This window comes from Inhella sp. (genome assembly GCF_041912635.1).
Lineage (GTDB): Bacteria > Pseudomonadota > Gammaproteobacteria > Burkholderiales > Burkholderiaceae_C > Inhella.
The window spans coordinates 82,847-105,410 of sequence record NZ_JAYRMO010000004.1 but is presented as its reverse complement, the minus strand read 5'-3'; the positions used below and the strand labels follow the sequence as shown (position 1 = coordinate 105,410).

Sequence of the window (22,564 nt, the reverse complement as noted above, 5' to 3'; positions counted from 1 at the left end):
CTTGACCGACTACGCGGCCTTCGACCAACTGGCCACCCTGATCGCGGTGGTGCGGCCCGACGGCCAGGTGCGCTTCGCCAACGCCGCGTTCGAAGACCAGCTGCGCCTGTCGCGCCGCGCTGCCCAGCAGCGAACCCTGTTCGAATGGTTTGCCGACGACCGGCGCCTGCGCGAGACGCTGGCCGCCGTGCAGGGCAACCGCTTTGCCACCGCCCGCTTCGAAGCCCAGCTGCGCCGCGCGCCGCATGAGGAACTGCTCGATGTGCTGGTGCTGGTCTCGCAGACCGACGACCCGCAGCATCTGGTGGTCGAGATGATCGAGGCCACCCAACAGGCCCGCCACGAGCGCGAGGAGCGCAACCTCGATCAGGTGCGCAGCAGCAAGGACCTGATCCGCAACCTCGCGCACGAGATCAAGAACCCGCTCGGTGGCCTGCGCGGTGCCGCCCAGCTGCTGGCACTGGAGCTGGGCCAGGACTCCGAGCTGCTGGAGTACACCCAGGTCATCGTGCACGAGGCCGACCGCCTGCAGGTGCTGGTGGATCGGCTGCTCGCCCCGCACCGCCAGGCCCAGGTGGTGAGCGACGTGAACATCCACGAGGTCTGCGAGCGCGTGCGCGCGCTGGTGCTGATCGAGTTCCCGAAACTCACGATCCGGCGCGACTACGACATTTCGCTGCCCGAGTTCCGCGGTGACCGCGAACAGCTAATCCAGGCCTTGCTGAATGTGGTGCAGAACGCCGCCCAGGCCCTGCAGCCGCAGCTTGCGGCGGGGCAGCCGGCGCAGATCGTGCTGCGCACGCGCGCGGCGCGCCAGGTCACGCTGGGCAAGCAGCGCTGGCGCCTGGCACTCGAATTGCATGTGGAAGACAACGGCCCCGGCGTGCCCAGCGAAATTCGTGATCGGCTGTTCTTCCCCCTGGTGACGGGGCGGGAGGGCGGTACCGGACTGGGCCTGCACCTGGCGCAGACCATCGTGCAGGCCCATCAAGGGATCATTGACTGCGACAGCGAACCGGGGCGCACCGATTTCCGCATCCTGCTGCCCCTGCCTTGATGAAACCAATCTGGGTTGTTGACGACGACCACTCGATCCGCTTCGTGCTGGAAAAGGCGCTGGCGCGCGAGGGCCTGCCTGTGCGCAGCTTCTCCAACACGCGCGACGTGCGCAGCGCTCTGGCCGACGAGGGGCCGCCGGCGCTGCTGATCAGCGACATCCGCATGCCCGGCGGTTCGGGCCTGGACCTGCTGGCCGAGGTCAAGGCCCAGCACCCGCAGCTGCCGGTGATCGTGATGACCGCGTTCTCCGATCTCGACAGCGCCGTCTCGGCCTTTCAGGGCGGTGCTTTCGACTACTTGGCCAAGCCCTTCGACCTTGGCAAGGCGGTGGAGCTGGTGCAGCGCGCGCTCGAACAGGGTCGCAGCGAGGCCGCCGCGTTCGACGCGCAGGCACAGGCTCCTGAGATGCTGGGCCAGGCCCCGGCCATGCAGGAGCTGTTCCGTGCCATCGGGCGGCTCAGCCAGAGCCAGGTGACGGTGCTGATCACCGGCGAGAGCGGCGCCGGCAAGGAACTGGTGGCGCGTGCCCTGCACAAGCACAGCCCGCGCGCCAACGGGCCCTTCGTGGCCATCAACACGGCGGCCATCCCCAAGGATCTGCTGGAGAGCGAGCTGTTCGGCCACGAGCGCGGCGCCTTCACCGGCGCCCAGGCCACGCGCCGCGGCCGCTTCGAGCAGGCCGAGGGCGGCACGCTGTTCCTCGATGAAATCGGCGACATGCCGCTGGAGCTGCAGACCCGCCTGCTGCGGGTGCTCAGCGATGGTCACTACTACCGCGTCGGCGGCCACAGCCCGATCAAGAGCCAGGTGCGCGTCATCGCCGCCACGCACCAGCATCTGGAGCAGCGGGTGCGCGAGGGCGCTTTCCGCGAGGATCTGTTCCACCGCCTCAACGTCATCCGCCTGCGCCTGCCGCCGCTGCGCGAGCGCCGCGAGGACATCCCGCTGCTGGCGCGCTTCTTCCTGGCGCAGAGTGCACAGGAACTGGGCGTGGAACCCAAGCGCCTGAGCGAGGCGGCGCTGGCGGCGCTGACCGCCTTCGATTTCCCTGGCAATGTGCGCCAGCTGCAGAACCTCTGCCATTGGCTGAGCGTGATGGCGCCCAGCCAGGTGGTGGAGCCGCGCGACCTGCCGCCCGAGGTGCTGGAGCGGCGCGAGCCGGAAGTCCCCGTGGACGCGACGCCTGCCCTCGCGCCCACGCCGGCCCAGGCTCAGGCCGCACCTCCGCAGGCGCCCCTGCAGCCGCCGCCAGTGTCCGACTGGGCCCAGGCCATGGCCGTGCAGGCGCGCGAGCTGCTGCGCGCAGGCGCGCCCGAGGTGTGGGACCAGCTCACGCGCCGTTTCGAGGCCACGCTGATCGAAGCCGCGCTGGCCCACACCCAGGGCCGCCGTGTGGACGCGGCACGCCAGCTCGGCATCGGCCGCAACACCATCACCCGCAAGATCCAGGAATTGGGTCTCGACCACCGCGACGACGACGCCTGAGCTAGGCTGTGGGTTCATCTTGACGGAGGACCCATGGCGAAGAAGAGCAAGGCGGGCAGCGCGGGCGAGGGCATCGACATCGGCATCAGCGGCAAGGAGCGCGCAGCCATCGCGGCCGGCCTGAGCCGCCTGCTGGCGGACACCTACACCCTTTACCTCACCACGCACAACTTCCACTGGAACGTCACTGGGCCGCAGTTCAACTCGCTGCACGCGATGTTCATGGCCCAGTACACCGAGCTGTGGAACGCGGTGGACCCGATCGCCGAGCGCATCCGCGCGCTCGGCCATGTGGCGCCGGGCAGCTACGCCCAGTTCGCGGCCCTTTCCAGCCTGCCCGATGCCCCGGCCGAGCCGCCCAAGGCCGACGAAATGGTGCGCCTGCTGATGCAGGGCCACGAGGCCGTGGCGCGCACCGCCCGCGCGGCCTTTCCCACCGCCAATGCCGCGAACGATCAGCCCAGCTGCGACCTGCTGACCCAGCGCCTGGACGTGCACGAGAAGACCGCCTGGATGCTGCGCAGCCTGCTGCAGGGCTGACCTTTGACCCCGCCGCCCGCCCAAACCCAGCAAACGGTGGGCCTGCGCGCCTTTTGGCGCGCAGCCACCCCGGCCGAGCGCCGCTGGGTGGGCCTGGGCTGGCTGCTGTCGCTGGCCTTGTGTATCGCCAGCGGCCTGGCCACGGTGATCCTGGCCTGGTCCGGGCTGCCCTTGCGCTTTGCCGGCGTCACCGTCTACGTGACGGTGTATCCGCCCCTGGTACTGGCCAGCTGGTGGGCGCTGTGTTTTGGTTGGGCCTGGGCCGCCCCGCTCGTCTACGCCGCCACCTTCACGCTGGCGCTGTACGCCGGCATGCCGCTGGCCTGGGCGCTGCTGTTCGCCTGCAGCAACCCGCTGGGTCTGGCGGTCTATACCCTGGGTTACCGCGCCATCGACCGCCGCCCCGAGCTGCACAGCGGGGGTGCCTGGCTGTACTTCGTGATGCTGGCTTTTGCTGCCAGCGTGTTCGGCTCGGCCGGCGCCCTGATCTGGAGCTACACCAACCGCATCGACAACACCGGCCTGCTGCCCATTTGGCAGGGCTGGTGGTTGGGCGGCCTGCTGCAGGCGGTGCTGCTGGTGGGGCCGCTCCTGTGGCTGACGCGCCCCCGCATCAGCGCCTGGCTGGCAAGGCGCCCGGTCCTGCTGGCCCCGCCACCGACCGACCCGCGCCGCCTGGCCCTGCGCCTGATCCTCGTCATCGTCTGCGCGGTGCTGGCCTATGGCGCCGGCACCCTGGGCCTGGCCGAAGGCTGGGTCCAGCAGCGCCTGGCCGGCGCCGATGCCCGGCAGCTCGACACCGTGCAGACCCTGCTCTCCACCGCCTGGAGCTTCTATTGGGTGATGGCGCTGTTCGTGCTGTTCGTCGCCTTCTTCGGCTACCGCAGCTTCCGGCATTGGAGCGCTGCTAATGAGCGCCTGCTGGCCGAGCTGGAGCTGCTGGCGCGCACCGACCGGCTCAGCGGCCTGCTGAACCGCCGCGCCATGGAAGAGGCGCTGGAAGAGCAGGTGCAGCGTGGCCGCCGTCATGGCGAGCTTGCCAGCCTGCTGATGCTGGACATCGACCATTTCAAGCGCGTCAACGACGAGCAGGGCCACGCGGTGGGCGATGCCGCCATCGTGGCCCTGGCGGACACCTTGCGCGCCGGCCTGCGCAGCCTGGACCGCGCGGCCCGCTGGGGCGGCGAGGAGTTCCTGGTGCTGCTGCCGCAGCAAGACGCCGCTGCGGCCTGCGCCGTGGCCGAGCGCCTGCGCGCCGCGCTGGCCACTTTGCCGGGGCCGGAATTGCCGCGCTTCACCGTCAGCGTGGGCGTGGCCAGCCTGCAGGCGGCCGACCGCGAATGGAGCGACTGGCTCAAGCGCGCCGACGGCGCGCTCTACGCCGCCAAGCAGGCCGGGCGCGACCGTGTGTTGACGGCCGACTGAGTCTTTTAGGCCTTGCCCAGCCAGACCTCCAAGCCCTGGGCGTTCAGTTCCAGGTCGGTGGCCAGCAGGCGTTCGATCTCCTCCGTGTCCAGCGGGCTGCCGTGCTCGCGCAGGCTGGTGGCGTAAAGCGCCAGCAGGCCCTGCTTGATGCGCTCGTGGCGCTCGGCCTGGGCCTGGCGGGCCACGGCTGTCATGCCGTCGATGAGTCCGTTCAACAGGGCGGCCAGGCGCGCCACCTCGCGCACGCGGCCGTAATGGGTCAGGTACAGGCAGTCGGGTTCCGCCGCCAGCATGCGGGCGATCGAGGCCTTCATGGCCTCGGGCTCGAACTGCACCGGCGTGCTGGTGGGCAGAGCCCAGGGCCGGCCGCCTTCGTCGAACTCGCGGTAGGAAAGTCCAAAGGTGTCGCCCGTGAACCAGCCGCGGCTTCGGGCATCCCAGATGCAGTGGTGGTGCTTGGCATGGCCGGGGGCGTCGATGAAGCGCAGCGGCCGGCCGGCCAGTTCCAGCACCAGCTCGTCGCTGCTCGGGCGTGCACGCTCGGCCGGCACGGGAACCAGTTCGCCATAGCTGCGTGCCATCTCCTCGGCGCCGTAGACGGCGGTGGCGCTGGCCCAGAGCTGGCTCGGGTCCACCATGTGGCGCAGGCCGCGGGGGTGGCAGATCAGCGTGGCGCTGGGCAGTTCGCGCATCAGGAGACCCACGCCGCCGGCGTGGTCCAGGTGCACATGGGTGGGAATCACGTAGTCCACCGCCACACGCGCCAGGCCCAGGGCCTCCAGGGCTTCGAGCAGGCGCGGCACCGAGTGGTTGGTGCCGGTGTCGATGAAGGCGGCCCGGCCGGCCTCGACCATCAGGTAGGCGGCGTCGAAGCGCGGGCGCTGGAAGCCGGTGTCGATGGCGTAGATGCCGTAGCCCAGGGCCTCGGTGTGTTGGGGAAGAATCGCATCCTTTGACATGGAGCGGGATTAGGCCATGGCCGTGCGCGAGATTCTGAGAATGGGCGATTCGCGCCTGCTGCGGGTCGCCCAGCCCGTCAGCGCCTTCGACACCCCCGAGCTGCACGCCCTGGTGCAGGACCTGCGCGACACCATGCTGGCCGCCGGCGGTGCCGGCCTGGCGGCGCCGCAGATCGGCGTGGACCTGCGCGTGGTGCTGTTCGGCTTCGAGAAGCTGGCGCGCTACCCCGAGGCCCAGCCGGTTCCCGAGACCCTGCTGATCAACCCGGAGATCGAGCTGCTGGGCGCGGAAGAGGAAGAGGGCTGGGAAGGCTGCCTCTCGGTGCCGGGGCTGCGCGGCGTCGTCGCCCGCCCCAGCCACATCCGCTACCGCGGGCGCACGCTGGAGGGCGGCTGGATCGAGCGCGAGGCGCGCGGCTTTCACGCCCGGGTCGTCCAGCATGAATGCGACCATCTGGACGGCCAGCTGTACCCCATGAAGGTGCGCGACTTCCGCCGCTTCGGCTTCACCGAGGTGCTGTTCCCCGGTTTGTAAAGTCTTGCAAGCCAGTGCACCGAAACGGGGCTGGCCGCGTTGCGCGCACCATCCGTGCACCCCTGGAGAAGGGCACCATGAAGAACAAGCACCTCCCCGCCCCGTTGCGCACCTGGTTCGGCCTGCAGTTGCTGGCCCTGCTGGCGGCGCTCGCTCTGTTCATGCAGCCGGCCTGGGCCGACCCGCCAACGCGCGTGGCGCGCGTGGCCGAAGTGAGCGGCCAGGCCTGGTGGTTCGACACCGAGCAGCGCGAATGGCAGCCCCTGATGCGCAACCAGTCCCTGGCCGAGGGCGACCGCCTGCGCGTGGACGACAACGGTCGCGTGGGCCTGCGCATCGGCGCCAGCGCCTTGTGGCTGGACGAGCGCAGCCAGATGGAACTGATGCGCCTGGACGATGACCGCATCGACATCGCCTTGGACCGCGGCGCCCTGGCGCTGCGCTGGACCAGCGCCGAGCTTGCCCGCGAAGCGATGGTGCGCACCCAGGAGGGACGCTTCCTGTTCGAGCGCCAGGGCGCCTACCGCATCGACCAACTGGCCAAGGCCAGCCGCGCCCAGGCCTTCGAGGGCCGGCTGCGCTTCGAGGGCCGTGCCAATGGCGATGCCCCGGTCTGGCTGGATGCCCCTGAGCAGGCTGAGCTGTGGTGGGACGGCGGCCCGCGCGCCGAGCGCGGCCGCCTGTTCCGCCAGGATGACTTCGGCCAATGGCTGGTGAGCGAGCTGGGCTTCGGCCGCGGTGACGACCGCTACGCCCGCCAGGACCGCCCGGCCTACCGCTATGTGTCGCCCGAACTGACCGGTGCCGACGAGTTGGATGCCAACGGCCGCTGGGAAGACAGCGGCGACTACGGCGCCGTGTGGATCCCGCTGCGTGTGGCGGTGGACTGGGCCCCGTACCGTCATGGCCGCTGGACCTGGACGCGCCACTGGGGCTGGACCTGGGTGGACGACCTGCCCTGGGGTTATGCGACCTCCCATTACGGCCGCTGGGTGCACTGGCGTGGCCGCTGGTGCTGGGCGCCGGGGCAGCGCGTCGTGCGCCCGGTGTTCGCGCCGGCCCTGGTGGCCTGGGTGGGTGGTGGCTCGGTGTCGGTGGGCGTGCAGATCGGCAGCCGCTGGGCGCCGCCGGTGGCCTGGGTGCCGCTGGCCCCGCGCGAGGTCTTCGTGCCCTGGTACCGCCACAGCCCGCAGTACGTGCGCCGCTTCAACCCCGACCCGGTGACCGTGCAGCGCCCTGAGACCTATGTGCACCGCAACCGCCAGGTGCCGGGCGCCGTCAGCTCGCTGGTGGTTTCGGCCGACACGCCGGTGCGCGATGCCCGCCCGAGCCCGGTGCGTGATGACCGCGTGCTGCGCGAACTCACGCCGCTGCCGCTGGGCCCGGCGCACCAGGGCCCGCTGCCGGTGCGCGCCGCGCAGACGCAGGACGACTGGCGTGATCGCGGCAACCCGCGCGGCCGCCCGGCACCGCCGGTGCTGAGCCAGGAACCGCAACCGCGCGCCGAGCCGCGCCCCGATTTCGGCCTGCCCGCACGCACCGAAACGGTGCGCCCGGTGGCACCGGAACAGGGCTTCTCGCGCCGTGACCGTGCGGAGCAGGAATCGGCCTCCAGCGGCAACGCGAACGCCTGGCCGCGCCGCGCGCCGGATGTCCCCCGTGTGGAGCCGGCCCCGGTGCTGCGCCAGGAGCCGCCGCAGCGGGTCGAGCCGCGTCAGGACTGGCCGATGCCGCAGCGCGCCGAGCCGCAGCGTCAGGCCCCGCCTGTGCTGGTGCCCCAACCGATGCAGCCTATGCAGCCGACGCAGCCTGAGAGTGGCTTCTCGCGCCGCGACCGTGCCGAGCGTGAAGCCGAGATGCCTGCGCGGCGCGCCCCGGAACCGCGCTTCGAGCCGCCGCGCGCCGAGCGCCAGGCCAGCCCGCCGGTGCGCATGGAGCCGCCGCGCCCGGCCCCGCCGCCGCAGGAAGCCCGCCGTCCCGAGCCGCGCAAGGAGCGCGAGCGCGACAAGGACGACGGCGTGCCGCGCCGCGACAACCGCTGATCAGAGCAGGGGTTTGAGCGCCGCCCAGACGTTGTCGAGCATAACCGGATGGGCGCGCGCCAGTGGGTGGATGCGGTCCGGCTGGAACCAGGCCTCGGCGTCGGGGCGGTCGGCCACCCCGGCCAGCAGGAAGGGCGCGAGGGCTGCGCCTTCCTCCTTGGCCAATTCGGCAAAGAGCTGGAAGAACTCGCGCCCGTAGCGGGCGCCGTAATTGGGCGGCACCTGCATGCCCACCAGCAGGGGTTTGGCCTTGGCGGCTTTGACGGCGCGCACCATGGCGCGCAGGTTGTCGCGGGTGTGCGCCAGCGGCATGCCACGCAGCGCATCGTTGCCGCCCAGTTCGATCACCACCAGGCTGGGCCGGTGCTCCTTCAGCAGCGCAGGCAGCCGGCTCAGGCCGCCGGCCGTGGTGTCCCCGCTGATGCTGGCGTTGAAGACCTCGTAGCGCCGGCCGGTTTCCGCCAGGCGCTTTTCCAGCAGCGCCACCCAGCCGCTGCCACGCGCCAGGCCGTACTCGGCCGACAGGCTGTCCCCCACCACCAGCAGCTTGCGTGCCGGTGCCGCCGCCAGCGGCAGTGGCCTGACGATCAGCGCGGCCAAGGCCGCGCGGCTACAGTGCGCGACCCATTGCCGCCGTCCCGTCATGTCCGATTCCGTCCTGCTTGAAGTCAAGGCCCTGAGCAAGCGCGTGCGCGACGCCCAAGGGGAGCTGACGATTCTGCATGAGCTGTCCTTTTCCCTGCAGGCGCAGACCTCGGTCGCCATCGTCGGCGCCTCGGGATCGGGCAAGAGCACCCTGCTGGGCCTGCTGGCCGGGCTGGATACGCCCAGCTCCGGTTCGGTGCGCATCCAGGGCCAGGAGCTCTTCGCGCTGAACGAGGACGAACGGGCCGCGTTGCGCGCGCAGGTGATGGGCTTCGTCTTCCAGAGCTTTCAGCTCCTGCCCAACCTGACCGCGCTGGAAAACGTGATGCTGCCGCTGGAACTGCGCGGTGACCGGGATGCGGCCGAGCAAGCGCGGCAGATGCTGCGCCGCGTGGGCCTGGGTGAGCGCCTGAGCCACCGGCCGCGTGTGCTTTCGGGCGGTGAGCAGCAGCGTGTGGCCCTGGCGCGTGCCTTCGTCGTCAAGCCGGCCCTGCTGCTGGCCGACGAGCCCACCGGCAGCCTGGATCACGCCACCGGCGCACAAGTGATGGAGCTGATGTTCGAGCTGAACCGTGCCGAGGGCACGACCCTGGTGCTGGTGACGCACGACCCGGCCGTGGCCGCGCGCTGCGAGCGCCAGCTCAAGATCGAGGCCGGGCGGCTCGTAGCCTGAGGCGGCGGCGCCGCTCGAAGCGGATCACCCACCACCAGCCGACGTAGATCAGCACATAGGCCAGCGCGCCGATCACCAGGCCGGACAGCGGCAGGCCCACCAGCAGGGCGGGGCCCATGTCCAGCGCCCACACCTTGAAGGCCGGCCACCAGGTGGCGGGCGCCGTCCATTGCAGGGCCAGCACGGCCGGCTCGGCCGTCACGCCGCCGCTGCCGATCACCAGGCTGCCCAGCCACAGGGCCAGGCCCCAGATGGGGAACATGGTGAAGGGATTGGTCAGCCAAGTCGCGGCCACGGCGGCTGCGACGTTGCAGCGCAGCGCCAGCGCACACACGGCTGCCAGCGCCATCTGGAGCGGCAGCGGGATGACGCCGACGGCCAGCCCGACGGCGACGCCGAGCGCGACGCGGCGGCGATGCGCCACCCACAGCCAGGGGCGCGGCTGCAGGTAGTGGCCCAGCCAGCGCAGGCCCTTGGTTTCGGCCAGGCGGTCCGGCGTGGGCAGCCAGCGGCGGGCGATGCGGGAAGCGGGCATAAGAAAAGCCGCCGGCTGGAGAGCGGGCGGCTTCGTTTCCTCGAGCGGTTTACTGGAACTTGTAGTCCGTCTTGGCGCTGTCGAACAGCTTCTTCTGGAACTCGGCCCAGCGCATCTGCTTCAGGCGCTCAACCACCTGGGGCTTGACGTCGGCGAAGGCCGGGAACTGCGACTCGCGCGTGTCGTCCAGGCGGATGATGTGGTAACCGAACTGGCTCTTCACCGGGTTCTGGGTCATCTCACCCTTCTTCAGCGCCATCATGGCCTGGCTGAACTCGGGCACGTAGGCGCTGGCATTGGCCCAGTCCAGGTCGCCACCGCGGGCAGCCGAACCAGGGTCCTTGCTCTTGGCGGCCAGGTCCTCGAACTTGGCGCCGCCATTGAGCTGCTTGATCAGATCCACGGCCTCGGCCTCGGTCTCGACCAGGATGTGGCGGGCGCGGTACTCGGGGCCGCCTTGCTGGGCCTTGACCTTGTCGTACTCGGCTTGGGCGTCAGCGTCGCTCACCGGCGCGGTCTTCAGGTAGCTCTGCTGCAGTTCGCGCACCATGATGGCTTGGCGCGCCAGTTCCATCTGGGCCTTGAAGTCGGCGCTGGCCGGGATGCCGCGGCGCTCGGCCTCTTGCATCAGGATTTCACGGCGCACCACTTCGTCCTTCACCTGCTTCTCCATTTCGGGAGAACGCGGCTGGCCGTTCTTGGTGACCTGCTGGATCAGGGTCTCGGCGCGGGCCTTGGGCACCGCCTTGCCATTGACGATGGCGATGTTCTGGGCTTGCGCGGCAAACGAGGCCGACAGCAGCAGGGCGAGCAGGGACAGTTTCATCGGGACAGTCTCAGAACAGGGCGCACGAAGGCGCCAAACAGAGGTTCAGGGGAGGGTGGCTCAGAACTCGCCCGGGGCCAGGGCCTTGATGTTCAGCGCGTGGATGCGCTGCGCGGGCAGGGGGCCAAGGGCATCATAAATGAGCCGGTGCCGGGCAATCCGGTTGAGATTTGTAAAGCGCGAGCTGACCACGCGCAATTGGTAATGACCACCCTCGCGTGCACCCGCATGCCCGGCGTGGGCGGCGCTGTCGTCGATCAGTTCGAACTCGGTGGCCTGCAGGTGCAGGCGCAGGGCTTCGGCCCAGGCGGGGAGGGTCATGGTTGCTTGTCCTGCGGCTCTTCCGGCAGATGGCGCGAGAGGTACACGCCTTGCGCCAAGGTGAACACCAGCATCAGGCCGGTGGCGCCGAAGACCTTGAAGTTCGTCCAGGCGGCGGTGCTGAAGTTGTAGGCCACGGCCAGGTTCAGCACGCCCATGGCGGCGAAGAAGGCGATCCAGGCCTGGCAGAGCCGGGCCCAGACGGGATCGGGCAGCTCCAGATCCTTCAGCATGGCCTTGAGCGGATTGGTGCCGAAGAAGCGCGCGCTCACCCAGAATCCCAGGCCCATGGCCCAGTACAGACCGGTGGGCTTCCATTTGATGAAGGTCTCGCTGTGGAAGTAGACGGTCAGCGCTCCCAGCACCACCACCAAGGCCAGGCTGACCCAGAGCATGGCGTCGACCTTTTGCCGCGTGAGCTTCAGGTAGAGCACCTGCAGCAGCGTGGCCAGCACGACGACGACCGTCGCCAGCAGCACCGGGGCTTCTTCGGCGCCCACCACGCCGCCGGCCACCATGAAGCCGAGCTGCGAGGTGGCAAACGCGGCGGCCCATTCACGGTTCGCATCGGCGTACTTGAAGGCCGCGAAGAACAGGGCCAGCGGCAGGAAGTCGAGCAGCAGCTTCATGGACGCAGGGCCGGCAGCGCCGGCCCTGGAGGGTTCATTTGGAGGGCGCGAATGTTAAGGCGGCCGAGTTGATGCAGAAGCGCTCGCCGGTCGGCTCCGGTCCGTCGGGGAATACATGGCCCAGGTGGCTGCCACACTGGCTGCAGCGCACCTCGATACGCACCATGCCATGGCTGCGATCCACCACGCGCTCGACGATCTCGGCGTTCACCGGCTCGTAGTAGCTGGGCCAGCCACAGCCGGCGTCGAACTTGGTGTCGGAGCGGAACAGCGTGGCGCCGCAGCCCACGCAGTGGTACTCGCCGTCCTTCCAGTGATCCCAGAAGGCGCCGGTGAAGGCGCGCTCGGTCGCGGCATGGCGCGCCACTTCGTAGGCCATCGGGTCGAGCTGGGAGCGCCATTCGGCGTCGGTCTTCTGGATGGGGTAGTCCTTGTCCATGGGGTGGTCCGGTTGAGGTTGCGGGCACGGGTGAACCCGTAGCGCGGCCCTGGGTCTTCGTGCAGGGCCGCGGCCTAAGATCGGTCGCGATGATGCGCGTCTCCTTACATCTGTCCAGCCTGCTGCGCCACGCCGCGCGCGAGCATGGGCGCACCGAAGTGGTGACCCTGGATGGCCAGGGCCAGCTACACCGCAGCAACTGGGCCCTGCTGGAGCGCCGGGCGCGCCAATGGGGTCAGGCCTGGGAGCGTCTGGAGCTGCCGATGCGCGCGCCCGTGGCCCTGCTGGGCTGGAACGCCCAGGGCCTGCTGGAGGCCGTGCTGGGCACCGCGGCCAGCGGCCGTCAGGCGCTGACGCTCAATCCGCGCCAGTTTCCCGAGCAGCTGATCTGGGCCGTCAACCAGACCCAGGCCCAGGCCCTGGTGTTTGACCAAGCGCTGGCGCCGCTGATTGACGCGATGCAGTTGCAGATGGCCAGCGTCAAGCACTATGTGCAGCTGGGGGGGCCGGACATGCTGCCCGAGCCCGGCACGTTGATGGTCGAGCCCATGGACGCCGAATCGCTGCTGGGTTTTGACGACCCCGACTGGCACTGGCCCGATCAGGTCGAGACCGATACCGCGCTGATCTCCTTCACCGCCGCCAGCAGCGGCTGGCCGCGCGGCGTGCCGACCAGCCACCGTGCTGCGGTGCTGCAGGCCATGGCCGCAGCGCTGCCGGATGCCTATGGCATCGGCTATGAAGACGCCGTCATGCCCCTGCTGCCCGTGGCGCACAGCGGCGGCTGGGCGATGTGCCTGTGTGCGGCCATGGTCGGCTCGCGCCTAGTGCTGGTGCCGCCCGGCCTGGCGCCTGCCACGCTGGCCGAGACCATGGCCACGCTAGGCGTCTCGCTGGCGGCCGGCCCGCCGAACGTCTGGCAGGAGGTGATGAACCACATGGACGCCAGCGGCCTGAAGCTGCCGGCGCTGCGCCGTGCCGTGGTGGGCAGCGCGGCCTTCCCGCCCGAACTGCTGACGCGCATGCGCGCCGTGCCCGGCCTCGATGTGATGCACACCTGGGGGATGAGCGAGATCGCGCCGCCGGCCCTGGTGGCGCGTGGCTCCGCCCTGGTGCTCGGGCCGGATGGCCGGCTGCCGCAGGGGCGGGCGCGTTTTGGCGTCGAACTGGCCCTGGTGGACGACGACGGCCGGTCGCTGCCGCGCGACGGCCATACCGAAGGCCTGCTGGTGGCGCGCGGCCCCTGGACGCTGGATGCCTATATCGGCGAGGCCGACTCGCCGCTGGTCTCCGTCGACGGGGTCTATGGCTGGTTCCCCACCGGTGACATCGCCCGCATCGACCCCGAAGGCTGGGTCACCATCACCGACCGCCGCAAGGACCTGATCCGCTGTGGCGGCGAATGGATCAGTGCCGCACAGCTGGAGCGCATCGCGCTCAGCCTGCCCGAGGTGGCCGAGGCCGCGGCGATTGCCCGAAACGACCCGCTGCTGGGCGAGCGCCCGCTGATGGTGGTGGTGCTGCAGCCCGGCGCCAGCCTCGGCACCGAAGAGCTGCTGGCCTACTTCCAGGGCCGGGTGGCCGACTGGCAACAACCCGCCGCGGCGCTGGTCTTCCCCGAGCTGCCGCGCCTGGGCAATGGTGAGGTCGACAAGCGCGAACTGCGCGCCCTCGTCGACACCGTGCTCGACTGACACATCCCCCTCCACCCATGAGCCTTGTTGAGTCCCTTCGTGACGGCGAACTGCTGCTGCTGCAATTCGCCAACCCCCCCGTCAACGGCCTGAGCCACGCCCTGCGCAGCAGCCTCTACGCTGCGCTGGAGCAGGCCGATGCCGACGCCAGCGTGGCGGCCGTGGTGCTGTACGGCGGCCCCAAGGCTTTCTCGGGCGGCGCCGACATCCGTGAATTCGGCCAGCCCCAGGCGCTGGCCGAGCCCAATCTGCCCGGCCTGTGCGCGCGCCTGGACGCGATGAGCAAGCCGGTGGTGGCCGCCGTGGATGGCCTGGCCCTGGGCGGCGGGCTGGAGCTGGCGCTGAGCTGCCACCACCGTGTGGTGGTGGGCACGGCCCAGATCGGCCTGCCCGAAGTGAATCTGGGGCTGTTGCCCGGTGCCGGTGGCACGCAGCGCTTCCCGCGTGCCGTGGGCCTGGCCACCGCGCTGCAGATGGTGCCCAGCGGCCAGCCGCGCCGCGCCGCCCAGCTCGCGGCCTTGCCGGGGCAGCTGCTTGTGGATGAATTGGCCGAGAGCGCGACCCTGCTGGACCAGGCCAAGGCCCTGGCGCGCCGCGTGGCGTCGCAGCGGCCCCTGGCCCGCTTGCGTGACCGCACGGTGGAGGCCGCCCCCGCCGAGCTGGCGGCCGCCGAGGCCCAGGCCGCCGCCCTGCCGTATCCGGCCCCGCTGGCTTGCGTGCAGGCGGTACGCGGGGCGCTCGAACTGCCCTTCGACGAAGGCATCGCCGCCGAGCGCGCGGGCTTTCAGCGCCTGATGGCCAGCCCCGAATCGGCCGCGCTGCGCCACGCCTTTTTCGCCGAGCGTGCGGCGGCCAAGGTGCCGGGCATCGAGGCCGATACGCCGCGGCGTGCCATTCGCCGCGTGGGCGTGCTGGGGGCCGGGACCATGGGCAGTGGCATTGCCACCGCCTGCTTGATGGGCGGGCTGCTGGTCGATCTGGTCGAGCCCGATGCCGCCGCGCTGGCGCGTGGCGTGGCCGCGCTGGACAAGCACCTGCAGGCGCAGGTGAGCAAGGGCCGCTTGAGCGCCGAGAAGGCCGCCGCGCTGCGCGCCAATCTGCGCCCGGGTGGCGATGATGCCGTGCTTGCCGATGCCGACCTCCTCATCGAAGCCGTGTTCGAGGACATGGCGCTCAAACAATCGGTGTTCCGCCGCCTGGACGCGCTGGCCAAGCCCGGGGCGATCCTCGCCACCAACACCTCGACGCTGGACGTGGACGCGATTGCCGCCGTCACCCTGCGCCCGGCCGATGTGCTGGGCCTGCACTTCTTCAGCCCCGCCGCGGTGATGAAGCTGCTCGAGGTGGTGCGCGGCGCCGCCACTGCGCCCGGCGTGCTGGCCTCGGCCCTGGGCTTCGGCAAGCAGATCGGCAAGACCTGCGTGGTGGCCGGCGTGTGCGATGGTTTCATCGGCAACCGCATGATCGACCGCTACCTGGAGCAGGCCCTGTTCCTGCTGGACGAGGGCTGCAGCCCGCAGCAGGTTGATCAGGCCATCGAGGCCTGGGGCTTCGCCATGGGCCCGTTCCGCATGATCGACCTGGCCGGCAACGACGTGAGCTGGCGCATCCGCCAGCAGCGCGCCAAGGACGGCACGCTGCGCCGCGCCCAGCCGCTGGCGGACCGCCTGTGTGAGCTCGGCCGCTTCGGGCAGAAGAGCGGTGGCGGCTGGTACGACTACGAGGGCCGCGAGGCCAAGCCCAGCAAGGCCGTGGCGGCTCTGATCGCGGCGCACCGCGAACAGCTGGGCCGCGCGCCACGCGCCGTGGCGGCCGAGGAAATCGTTGACCGCCTGCTGCTGGCCCTGGCCGTCGAAGGCGAGCGCCTGCTGGCCGAAGGCGTGGCCCTGCGCGCCTCCGACATCGACCTCGTCTACCTGGCCGGTTACGGCTTTCCGCGCTGGAAAGGCGGCCCGATGTTCGAGGCCCAACGGCGCGGCTCCGAGGCGCTGGCCGCGCGGCGGCGTGAGTTCGCCGCCCTGGCGCACGACGACCCGCAGTTCTGGATGCCCTGATCCTTCCCGCAAGTCAACCCTTCCCACTCCATGCTCGCCAACCTCACCATCAAGCAGCGCGTCGTCATCAATGTGGGCCTCAGCCTGGCCCTGCAGGCCTATGTGATCACCGGCGTGCTGGCCGGCTGGAGTGCAAGCACGCTGATCATCGGCAGCCTGCTGATCGGCGGCCTGATCCTCTGGCTCTACCTGGACAGCGCCGCGCAGACCGGCCAGTTCGTGGTGCGCCTGATGCAGGGCGCCCAGCGCATGTCGGATGGCGATCTGCGCGAGGACGTGCCCATCACCGGCAGCCACACGGCGCGCGAGGGCCTGCAGGTGATGCAGGACCTGCAGGAAAACCTGCGCGACATGATGGGCACGCTGAAGGACGGCTCCGAGCAGGTGTCCACCGCCTCCAGCGAGATCGCCGCCGGCAACCTGGACTTGAGCCAGCGCACCGAGCAGGGCAGCGCCGACCTGCAGGCCTGCGCCCATTCGCTGCGCAGCATGACGGAAGCCGCCCAGCACAGCTCCGAAGCCATGGGCGAGGCCAGCGGCCTGGCCCAGAACACCGCCCGCCTCGCCAAGGACAGCGGCGCCGTGGTGGGCCGCGCGGTGGAGGTGATGGGGCAGGTCAGCCACAGCAGCCGCAAGATCGCCGACATCATTGGCGTGATCGACGGCATTGCCTTCCAGACCAACATCCTCGCGCTGAACGCTGCCGTGGAAGCGGCGCGTGCGGGCGAGATGGGACGCGGCTTTGCGGTGGTGGCCGGCGAGGTGCGCTCGCTGGCCGGCCGCAGCGCCGATGCGGCCAAGGAAATCAAGAGCCTGATCACCAGCTCGGTCGAGCAGGTCGAGCAGGGCTCGCAGCTGGTGAACGACACCGGTGCGCGCATGCAGGAGGTGGTGGGCGCGGTGGAGCGCGTGGCCGCGCTGATCGCCGACTCCACCGCCATGGCGCGCACCCAAAGCAACGGCCTGCAGGAAATTGCCGACTCGGTGGACCGCCTGGACCAGTCGATGCAGCAGAACGCCGCCCTGGTGGAAGAAGGCGCGGCGGCGGCCGAAAGCCTCAAGGCTCAGGCCCAGCGCCTGAACGAGCTGGTGCAGCGCTTCCGCACCCGCTGAGTTCGCGCTGAACCCCGGCGGCCGCCCGCGCAGGGCGTGCGAGGATCGCCCGCCCTGCCTGCCCCTGGAGCCGCCGCCGTGACCCTGCGCCAGACCCTCGCCTTCCTGTTGTTCGATTGGCTGCAGGTGCAGACCCTGTGCGAGCGGCCGCGCTTTGCCGAGCATTCGCGCGAACAGTTCGAGGCCATGCTGGACGCCGCTGAGCGCAGCGCCCGCGAACAGGTGGCGCCCGCCAACCGCGCCTGCGACACCGAAGAACCCCACCTGGATGCCCAGGGCCGCGTGCAGCTGCCCGTCAGCACCGCCGCAGCCCTGCAGGCCTATCGCGACAGCGGCCTGCTGGCCGCCACGGCCGACGCCGAATGGGGCGGGCTGCAATTGCCCTGTGCGGTGGCCATGGCCGCCAATGCCTTCTACAGCCGGGCCAGCGTGGGCGTGGCCGGCTATGGCCTGCTGACCAGCGGCAACGCGCACCTGGTGCTGGCACACGGCACGCCGCGCCAGCGCGAGGCCTTTGCGCGGCTCTGCCTGGAGGGGCGCTGGTTCGGCACCATGTGCCTGAGCGAGCCGGCGGTCGGTTCCTCGCTGGGTGACTTGACGACCCGCGCCCGGCCCGACGGCGCCGACTTCGAAGCCGACCCGCTGGGCCCGCGCTACCGGCTGAAGGGCAGCAAGACCTGGATCTCCGGCGCCGACCACGAACTGGCCGAGAACATCGTCCACCTGGTGCTGGCCAAGGTGGTGGGGCCGGACGGCACGCTGCCGCCGGGTTCGGCCGGCGTCTCGCTCTTCATCGTGCCCAAGTTCCGTGTGGAGGACGGCCGCCGCAACGGCGTGACCCTGGCGGGCCTGAACCACAAGCTGGGCTGGCGCGGCACCGTCAACGGCCTGCTGAATTTCGGCGAGGCGGACGACTGCCTGGGCTACCGCGTCGGCGCCGAGGGCCAGGGCCTGGCCTGCATGTTCCACATGATGAACGAGGCACGCATCGGCGTGGGCCTGGGCGCGGCCCTGCTGGCCTACGCCGGCTTCGAGACCAGCCTGGCCTACGCCAAGGAACGCACCCAGGGCCGCCCGGTGGGCCGGCGCGAGGGGCCGATGGTGCCCATCGCCCAGCACCCCGATGTGCGCCGCATGCTGCTGGCGCAGAAGGCGATTGCCGAGGGCGCGCTGGCCCTGTGCCTGTACTGCGCGCGGCTGGTGGATGCCGAGGACGCCGAGAGCCAGGAGCTGCTGGCCTTGCTGACGCCGATCGCCAAGTCCTGGCCCAGCCAATGGGGGCTGGAGAGCAACAGCCTGGCCATCCAGGTGCTGGGCGGCGCCGGCTACACGCGCGACTGGCCGCTGGAGCAGTACTGGCGAGACCAGCGCCTCAACATGATCCACGAGGGCACGCATGGCATCCAGGCGCTGGACCTGCTGCTGCGCAAGACCAGCCGGCCGCAGGCGCTGGGCCTGCTGGCGGCGCGCATCAACGCCACGGTGGAAGCGGCGCTGCAGACACCTGAGCTGGCCGAGGCCGCCAACCAGCTCGCCGCCGCGCTCGCTCTGGTCGGCAAGGCCACCAAGACCGCCTGGGCCAGCGGCGACCCGGCCCAGGCCGCGCTGCAGGCCACGCCCTATCTGCAGGCCTTCGGCCATGTGGTGATCGCCTGGATCTGGCTGGATCTGGGGTTGCGCGACACCGACCCCGGCCGCGCCGCCGCGCGCCAGTACTTCTTTGCCTACGAACTGCCGCTGGTGGCCGCCTGGCTGACGCCCGTGCTGGCGCGCCAGCGCCTGCTGGCTGACGTGAACGCCGACACCCTATGAGCGAACTGACCTGGGCCTGCCGCCCCTTTGCCGAGCTGAGCGGCGCCGAGTTGTACGAGGCCCTGCGCCTGCGCTGCGAGGTCTTCGTGGTCGAGCAGCGCTGCCTTTACCTGGACGTGGACGGCGCCGACCCGCAGGCCCTGCACCTGATGGCCTGGCAGGCCGGCCGCCTGCAGGCCTATGCGCGCCTGTTCGCGCCGGGCCTGAAGACGGCGGATGTGTGCTTCGGTCGCGTGCTGACCGCACCAGCCGCGCGCGGCACCGGCCTGGGCCATGAGCTGGTGCGCCGCATCCTGGTCGAGTGCGAGCGCCATTGGCCGGGGCAGAGCATCACCATCTTTGCGCAATCCCATTTGCAGCGCTTCTATGGCGCGCATGGCTTCGTGCCCGTCGGCGCGGAGTTCATGGAAGACGACATCCCCCACCAGGAAATGCAGCGAAAGGCACAGCCATGAAGGATTTGCAGGGCAAGACGGCCGTCATCACCGGCGCGGGTTCGGGCTTCGGCCTGGAGCTGGCGCGCCTGTGTGCGCTTGAGGGCATGAAGTTGGTGCTGGTGGACGTGCAGGCCGACGCACTGGCCCGCGTGGCCGATGAACTGGCCGCCCACCACCCGATGGCGCAGCGCGTCGATGTCTCCAGCGCCGCCGAAATGGAAACCCTGGCCGCCGCCGTGCAGGCCCGCTTTGGCGCGCCGCACCTGGTGTTCAACAACGCTGGCGTGGGCTTTGGCGGCCTGATCTGGGAGGCCCGCGTGGCCGACTGGAACTGGGTGATGGGCGTCAACCTGATGGGCGTGGTGCACGGCGTGCGCCTCTTCACGCCGCTGATGCTGGCTGCCGCCCAGGCGGATCCGGCCTGGCAGGGCCATATCGTCAACACCGCCAGCATGGCCGGCATGCTGGATGCGCCGAACCTGGGCGTCTACAACGTCTCCAAGCACGCGGTGGTGTCCTTGAGCGAGACCCTGTACCAGGATCTGGCCCTGGTCAGCGACCAGGTCAGCTGCTCGGTGCTCTGCCCCTATTTCGTGCCCACCGGCATCCACCAGAGCCACCGCAACCGCGACAAGGCCGAGCTGGCCGTCCCCACGCCGAGCCAGCGCATTTCGCAGGCCATGGTCAACAAGGCGGTCGAGTCCGGCAAGCTCACCGCGGCCGATGTGGCCAAGCTGGTGCTGGACGGCGTGCGCGAGCGCCGTTTCTGGCTCTTCAGCCACCCCCAGGCCCTGGGTGCGGTGGGCGAGCGCGCCGAGGCCATCCTGGCCGGACGCAACCCGCCGGATCCCTTCGCGGACAAGCCGGAGGTGGGAGAGCAGTTGAAGGCGGCGCTGCGCCGGCGCTGAAGGCAGGGCGGAGGGAATGGCCGCCGGCTGGCAGAATCCGCCCCCTTCGCGTTACGCCCCAGGGCGCCTCCCCAGGCGCCCTTGTTGTTTGTGGATCGAATCCTTTCCCAGATTGCCGCCGAACTGAAGGTTCGGCCGGCCCAGGTGCAGGCCGCGGTGGACCTGCTGGACGGCGGGGCCACCGTGCCCTTTATTGCGCGCTACCGCAAGGAGGCCACCGACGGCCTCGATGACATCCAACTGCGTGAGCTGGAGGCCCGGCTGGGCTACCTGCGCGAGCTGGAAGACCGCCGGGCGGCCGTCATCAAGAGCGTCGACGAGCAGGGCAAGCTGACGCCGGAGTTGCGGGCCGCCTTCGAGGCTGCCGACACCAAGCAGCTGCTGGAAGACCTGTACGCGCCCTACAAACCCAAGCGCCGCACCAAGGGCCAGATCGCCCGCGAGGCGGGCTTGGCGCCCCTGGCCGAGAAGCTGTTTGCGGATCCAAGCCTGGACCCGCTGACCGAGGCGGCCGCCTTCGTCAACGCCGAGGCCGGCTTTGCCGATGCCCTGGCGGTGCTGGACGGCGTGCGCGACCTGCTCAGCGAGCAGTGGGCCGAGGACGCCGCCCTGGTGGGCAAGCTGCGCGACTGGCTCTGGGCCGAAGGCCTGTTCCAGAGCAAGCGCGTGGAAGGCGCGAACGAGAACGACGCCGAAGTGGCCAAGTTCCGCGACTACTTCGACTACGACGAACCGATTGCCAAGGTGCCCAGCCACCGCGCGCTGGCGGTGTTCCGCGGCCGCACGGCGGGCTACCTGGATGCCAAGCTGGTGGTGGATGAAGAAGTGCTGCCCGGCAAGCCGACGCTGGCGGAGATGCGCATTGCTCGGCATCTGAACTGGTCCAACGAAAACCGCCCGGGCGACGCGCTGATCAGGAAGACCGTGGCCTGGACCTGGAAGGTCAAGCTCAGCATGAGCCTGGAGCGCGACCTCTTCACCCGTCTGCGCGAGGCCGCCGAGGCCACCGCCATCAAGGTGTTTGCCGAGAACCTGCGCGACCTGCTGCTGGCCGCACCGGCCGGCCGCAAGGTGGTGATGGGCCTGGACCCGGGCATCCGCACCGGCGTCAAGGTGGCGGTGGTGGGCGAGACCGGCAAGGTGCTGGACACCTCCACCGTCTACCCCCACGAACCGCGGCGCGACTGGGAAGGCAGCCTGCACACCCTGGCCAAGCTCTGCGCCGCGCATGGCGTGAACCTGATCGCCATCGGCAACGGCACCGCCAGCCGCGAGACCGACAAGCTCGCCGCCGACCTCATCAAGCGCCTGCAGAGCCTGGCGCCCGGCGTGGCGATCCAGAAGGTGGTGGTCAGCGAGGCCGGCGCCTCGGTCTACTCGGCCTCGGAAGTGGCCAGCAAGGAGCTGCCCGAACTGGATGTGAGCCTGCGCGGCGCGGTGTCTATCGCTCGCCGCCTGCAGGACCCGCTGGCGGAGCTGGTCAAGATCGACCCCAAGAGCATCGGCGTGGGCCAGTACCAGCACGATGTGAACCAGAGCGAGCTGGCGCGCAGCCTGGACGCGGTGGTGGAGGACTGCGTGAACGGCGTGGGCGTGGATCTGAACCTCGCCTCGGCGCCGCTGCTGGCGCGCGTCTCGGGCCTGACCCAGAGCCTGGCCGGCGCCATCGTGCGCCACCGCGATGCCCAGGGCCCGTTTAGGAACCGCAAGGCCCTGCTGGACGTGACCGGCCTGGGCCCCAAGACTTTCGAGCTGGCGGCCGGCTTTCTGCGCATCCGCGAGGGCGACAACCCGCTCGACCAAAGCGGCGTGCACCCCGAGACCTACCCGGTGGTGCAGCGCCTGCTTGATCAGCTCAAGCTCCCCATCCAGGACGTGATGGGCCGCAGCGATGTGCTGCGCAAGGTCAAGCCCGAAGCCCTGGCCGACGAGAAGTTCGGCGCCATCACCGTCAAGGACGTGCTGGCCGAGCTGGAAAAGCCCGGCCGCGACCCGCGCCCCGATTTCAAGGTGGCGCGCTTCAACGACGGCGTCGAAGACATCAAGGATCTGCAGCCCGGCATGGTGCTGGAGGGCACGGTCAGCAACGTCGCGCAGTTTGGCGCCTTCGTGGACCTGGGCGTGCACCAGGACGGGCTGATCCATGTGAGCCAGCTCAGCAACAAGTTCGTCAACGACGCCCGCGAGGTGGTCAAGACGGGCGACATCGTGCGCGTCAAGGTGCTGGAAGTGGACCTGCAGCGCCAGCGCATTTCGCTGACGATGAAGATGGATGCCCAGCCCGAGCGCCGTGCCCCGCAGGGCGAACGCACCGGGCCACGCACCCCCAGTGCGGGCATGACGAACGCCAAGAACGCGCCGATGGGCAATGCTTTCGCCGCTGCGTTTGCAAAAGCGCAAACCTCCAAGCGCTGAACCCGGCGCGCCGAAAGC

General features: G+C 70.3%; 21 protein-coding genes. 14 read left to right on the top strand and 7 right to left on the bottom strand.

From position 1 onward, the window contains the following. Position 1 precedes the first annotated feature (1 nt). From glnL to ACE3QP_RS03500, 4 genes are read left to right on the top strand one after another with little or no spacing between them, the layout of a single operon-like run. On the top strand, positions 2 to 1,057 hold the full coding sequence (gene glnL, locus ACE3QP_RS03515; protein ID WP_374433580.1) for a nitrogen regulation protein NR(II): 1,056 nt from the start codon (positions 2 to 4) through the stop codon (positions 1,055 to 1,057). After that, positions 1,057 to 2,544 (top strand): nitrogen regulation protein NR(I), encoded by a 1,488-nt coding sequence (gene ntrC, locus ACE3QP_RS03510; protein ID WP_374433579.1) that lies wholly within the window; start codon positions 1,057 to 1,059, stop codon positions 2,542 to 2,544. The genes glnL and ntrC overlap by 1 nt, the downstream gene beginning before the upstream one ends. A gap of 33 nt (positions 2,545 to 2,577) precedes the next feature. Continuing rightward, the gene (locus tag ACE3QP_RS03505) at positions 2,578 to 3,084 is read left to right on the top strand and encodes a Dps family protein (RefSeq protein ID WP_374433578.1); all 507 of its coding nucleotides are present in this window, start codon (positions 2,578 to 2,580) and stop codon (positions 3,082 to 3,084) included. Positions 3,085 to 3,087: 3 nt separating this feature from the next. After that, positions 3,088 to 4,509, top strand: a complete 1,422-nt coding sequence (locus tag ACE3QP_RS03500) for a diguanylate cyclase (protein WP_374433577.1) — start codon at positions 3,088 to 3,090, stop codon at positions 4,507 to 4,509. A 5-nt stretch (positions 4,510 to 4,514) separates the two neighbouring features. On the opposite strand, the gene ACE3QP_RS03495 is transcribed toward ACE3QP_RS03500, so the two are convergent. After that, positions 4,515 to 5,468, bottom strand: coding sequence for an MBL fold metallo-hydrolase (locus tag ACE3QP_RS03495; protein ID WP_374433576.1), 954 nt, complete (start codon positions 5,466 to 5,468; stop codon positions 4,515 to 4,517). Positions 5,469 to 5,484: 16 nt separating this feature from the next. On the opposite strand from ACE3QP_RS03495, the gene def reads away from it, so the two are divergent. Together def and ACE3QP_RS03485 are read left to right on the top strand one after the other, a co-directional pair. Further along, on the top strand, positions 5,485 to 6,003 hold the full coding sequence (gene def / locus ACE3QP_RS03490) for a peptide deformylase (RefSeq protein WP_374433574.1): 519 nt from the start codon (positions 5,485 to 5,487) through the stop codon (positions 6,001 to 6,003). A 77-nt stretch (positions 6,004 to 6,080) separates the two neighbouring features. Then, on the top strand, positions 6,081 to 8,045 hold the full coding sequence (locus ACE3QP_RS03485) for a DUF6600 domain-containing protein (protein WP_374433573.1): 1,965 nt from the start codon (positions 6,081 to 6,083) through the stop codon (positions 8,043 to 8,045). On the opposite strand, the gene ACE3QP_RS03480 is transcribed toward ACE3QP_RS03485, so the two are convergent. Further along, positions 8,046 to 8,690: an arylesterase gene (locus tag ACE3QP_RS03480; protein ID WP_198111652.1), complete on the bottom strand. Its 645-nt coding sequence runs from the start codon at positions 8,688 to 8,690 to the stop codon at positions 8,046 to 8,048. It lies immediately after the preceding gene. Here ACE3QP_RS03480 and ACE3QP_RS03475 point away from each other — a divergent pair. Continuing rightward, positions 8,689 to 9,363: an ABC transporter ATP-binding protein gene (locus ACE3QP_RS03475; protein WP_374433570.1), complete on the top strand. Its 675-nt coding sequence runs from the start codon at positions 8,689 to 8,691 to the stop codon at positions 9,361 to 9,363. The two genes, ACE3QP_RS03480 and ACE3QP_RS03475, sit on opposite strands and share 2 nt — an antisense overlap. On the opposite strand, the gene ACE3QP_RS03470 is transcribed toward ACE3QP_RS03475, so the two are convergent. Genes ACE3QP_RS03470 through msrB form a run of 5 tightly spaced genes read right to left on the bottom strand, consistent with a single transcriptional unit; the run spans position 9,332 to position 12,113 of the window. Further along, a complete protein-coding gene (locus ACE3QP_RS03470) occupies positions 9,332 to 9,898 on the bottom strand; it encodes a DUF2062 domain-containing protein (RefSeq protein WP_374433569.1) in 567 nt (188 codons plus the stop codon). The two genes, ACE3QP_RS03475 and ACE3QP_RS03470, sit on opposite strands and share 32 nt — an antisense overlap. 49 nt (positions 9,899 to 9,947) lie before the next feature. Next, complete coding sequence (locus ACE3QP_RS03465; RefSeq protein WP_374433568.1) at positions 9,948 to 10,724, bottom strand: peptidylprolyl isomerase; 777 nt, start codon at positions 10,722 to 10,724, stop codon at positions 9,948 to 9,950. A 60-nt stretch (positions 10,725 to 10,784) separates the two neighbouring features. Then, entirely contained in the window at positions 10,785 to 11,045 is a 261-nt protein-coding gene (locus tag ACE3QP_RS03460; protein WP_374433567.1) for a BolA family protein, read from the bottom strand. Beyond that, positions 11,042 to 11,674 (bottom strand): septation protein A, encoded by a 633-nt coding sequence (locus tag ACE3QP_RS03455; protein ID WP_374433565.1) that lies wholly within the window; start codon positions 11,672 to 11,674, stop codon positions 11,042 to 11,044. Before ACE3QP_RS03455 ends, ACE3QP_RS03460 begins: the two co-directional genes overlap by 4 nt. A gap of 34 nt (positions 11,675 to 11,708) precedes the next feature. Beyond that, on the bottom strand, positions 11,709 to 12,113 hold the full coding sequence (gene msrB, locus ACE3QP_RS03450; protein WP_374433564.1) for a peptide-methionine (R)-S-oxide reductase MsrB: 405 nt from the start codon (positions 12,111 to 12,113) through the stop codon (positions 11,709 to 11,711). A gap of 89 nt (positions 12,114 to 12,202) precedes the next feature. On the opposite strand from msrB, the gene ACE3QP_RS03445 reads away from it, so the two are divergent. From ACE3QP_RS03445 to ACE3QP_RS03415, 7 genes are all read left to right on the top strand, one after another. Next, positions 12,203 to 13,807, top strand: coding sequence for an AMP-binding protein (locus tag ACE3QP_RS03445; protein ID WP_374433563.1), 1,605 nt, complete (start codon positions 12,203 to 12,205; stop codon positions 13,805 to 13,807). A 17-nt stretch (positions 13,808 to 13,824) separates the two neighbouring features. Beyond that, positions 13,825 to 15,861, top strand: coding sequence for a 3-hydroxyacyl-CoA dehydrogenase NAD-binding domain-containing protein (locus ACE3QP_RS03440; protein WP_374433562.1), 2,037 nt, complete (start codon positions 13,825 to 13,827; stop codon positions 15,859 to 15,861). Positions 15,862 to 15,891: 30 nt separating this feature from the next. After that, positions 15,892 to 16,974, top strand: coding sequence for a methyl-accepting chemotaxis protein (locus ACE3QP_RS03435; protein WP_374433561.1), 1,083 nt, complete (start codon positions 15,892 to 15,894; stop codon positions 16,972 to 16,974). Positions 16,975 to 17,052: 78 nt separating this feature from the next. Beyond that, the gene (locus ACE3QP_RS03430; protein WP_374433560.1) at positions 17,053 to 18,786 is read left to right on the top strand and encodes an acyl-CoA dehydrogenase; all 1,734 of its coding nucleotides are present in this window, start codon (positions 17,053 to 17,055) and stop codon (positions 18,784 to 18,786) included. Beyond that, on the top strand, positions 18,783 to 19,241 hold the full coding sequence (locus ACE3QP_RS03425) for a GNAT family N-acetyltransferase (RefSeq protein WP_374433559.1): 459 nt from the start codon (positions 18,783 to 18,785) through the stop codon (positions 19,239 to 19,241). The genes ACE3QP_RS03430 and ACE3QP_RS03425 overlap by 4 nt, the downstream gene beginning before the upstream one ends. Next, positions 19,238 to 20,131 (top strand): SDR family oxidoreductase, encoded by an 894-nt coding sequence (locus tag ACE3QP_RS03420; protein WP_374433558.1) that lies wholly within the window; start codon positions 19,238 to 19,240, stop codon positions 20,129 to 20,131. Before ACE3QP_RS03425 ends, ACE3QP_RS03420 begins: the two co-directional genes overlap by 4 nt. A 90-nt stretch (positions 20,132 to 20,221) precedes the next feature. Then, positions 20,222 to 22,546: a Tex family protein gene (locus ACE3QP_RS03415; RefSeq protein WP_374433702.1), complete on the top strand. Its 2,325-nt coding sequence runs from the start codon at positions 20,222 to 20,224 to the stop codon at positions 22,544 to 22,546. The last annotated feature ends 18 nt before the right edge of the window (positions 22,547 to 22,564 follow it).

What these genes read in the sequence shown, in the direction of transcription:
- ntrC (WP_374433579.1), top strand. Translation starts at nt 1,057, where the DNA reads ATGAAACCAATCTGGGTTGTTGACGACGACCACTCGATCCGCTTCGTG.
- ACE3QP_RS03505 (WP_374433578.1), top strand. Translation starts at nt 2,578, where the DNA reads ATGGCGAAGAAGAGCAAGGCGGGCAGCGCGGGCGAGGGCATCGACATC.
- ACE3QP_RS03495 (WP_374433576.1), bottom strand. Translation starts at nt 5,468, where the DNA reads ATGTCAAAGGATGCGATTCTTCCCCAACACACCGAGGCCCTGGGCTAC.
- def (WP_374433574.1), top strand. Translation starts at nt 5,485, where the DNA reads ATGGCCGTGCGCGAGATTCTGAGAATGGGCGATTCGCGCCTGCTGCGG.
- ACE3QP_RS03485 (WP_374433573.1), top strand. Translation starts at nt 6,081, where the DNA reads ATGAAGAACAAGCACCTCCCCGCCCCGTTGCGCACCTGGTTCGGCCTG.
- ACE3QP_RS03475 (WP_374433570.1), top strand. Translation starts at nt 8,689, where the DNA reads ATGTCCGATTCCGTCCTGCTTGAAGTCAAGGCCCTGAGCAAGCGCGTG.
- ACE3QP_RS03480 (WP_198111652.1), bottom strand. Translation starts at nt 8,690, where the DNA reads ATGACGGGACGGCGGCAATGGGTCGCGCACTGTAGCCGCGCGGCCTTG.
- ACE3QP_RS03470 (WP_374433569.1), bottom strand. Translation starts at nt 9,898, where the DNA reads ATGCCCGCTTCCCGCATCGCCCGCCGCTGGCTGCCCACGCCGGACCGC.
- ACE3QP_RS03465 (WP_374433568.1), bottom strand. Translation starts at nt 10,724, where the DNA reads ATGAAACTGTCCCTGCTCGCCCTGCTGCTGTCGGCCTCGTTTGCCGCG.
- ACE3QP_RS03460 (WP_374433567.1), bottom strand. Translation starts at nt 11,045, where the DNA reads ATGACCCTCCCCGCCTGGGCCGAAGCCCTGCGCCTGCACCTGCAGGCC.
- ACE3QP_RS03455 (WP_374433565.1), bottom strand. Translation starts at nt 11,674, where the DNA reads ATGAAGCTGCTGCTCGACTTCCTGCCGCTGGCCCTGTTCTTCGCGGCC.
- msrB (WP_374433564.1), bottom strand. Translation starts at nt 12,113, where the DNA reads ATGGACAAGGACTACCCCATCCAGAAGACCGACGCCGAATGGCGCTCC.
- ACE3QP_RS03445 (WP_374433563.1), top strand. Translation starts at nt 12,203, where the DNA reads ATGATGCGCGTCTCCTTACATCTGTCCAGCCTGCTGCGCCACGCCGCG.
- ACE3QP_RS03440 (WP_374433562.1), top strand. Translation starts at nt 13,825, where the DNA reads ATGAGCCTTGTTGAGTCCCTTCGTGACGGCGAACTGCTGCTGCTGCAA.
- ACE3QP_RS03435 (WP_374433561.1), top strand. Translation starts at nt 15,892, where the DNA reads ATGCTCGCCAACCTCACCATCAAGCAGCGCGTCGTCATCAATGTGGGC.
- ACE3QP_RS03425 (WP_374433559.1), top strand. Translation starts at nt 18,783, where the DNA reads ATGAGCGAACTGACCTGGGCCTGCCGCCCCTTTGCCGAGCTGAGCGGC.
- ACE3QP_RS03420 (WP_374433558.1), top strand. Translation starts at nt 19,238, where the DNA reads ATGAAGGATTTGCAGGGCAAGACGGCCGTCATCACCGGCGCGGGTTCG.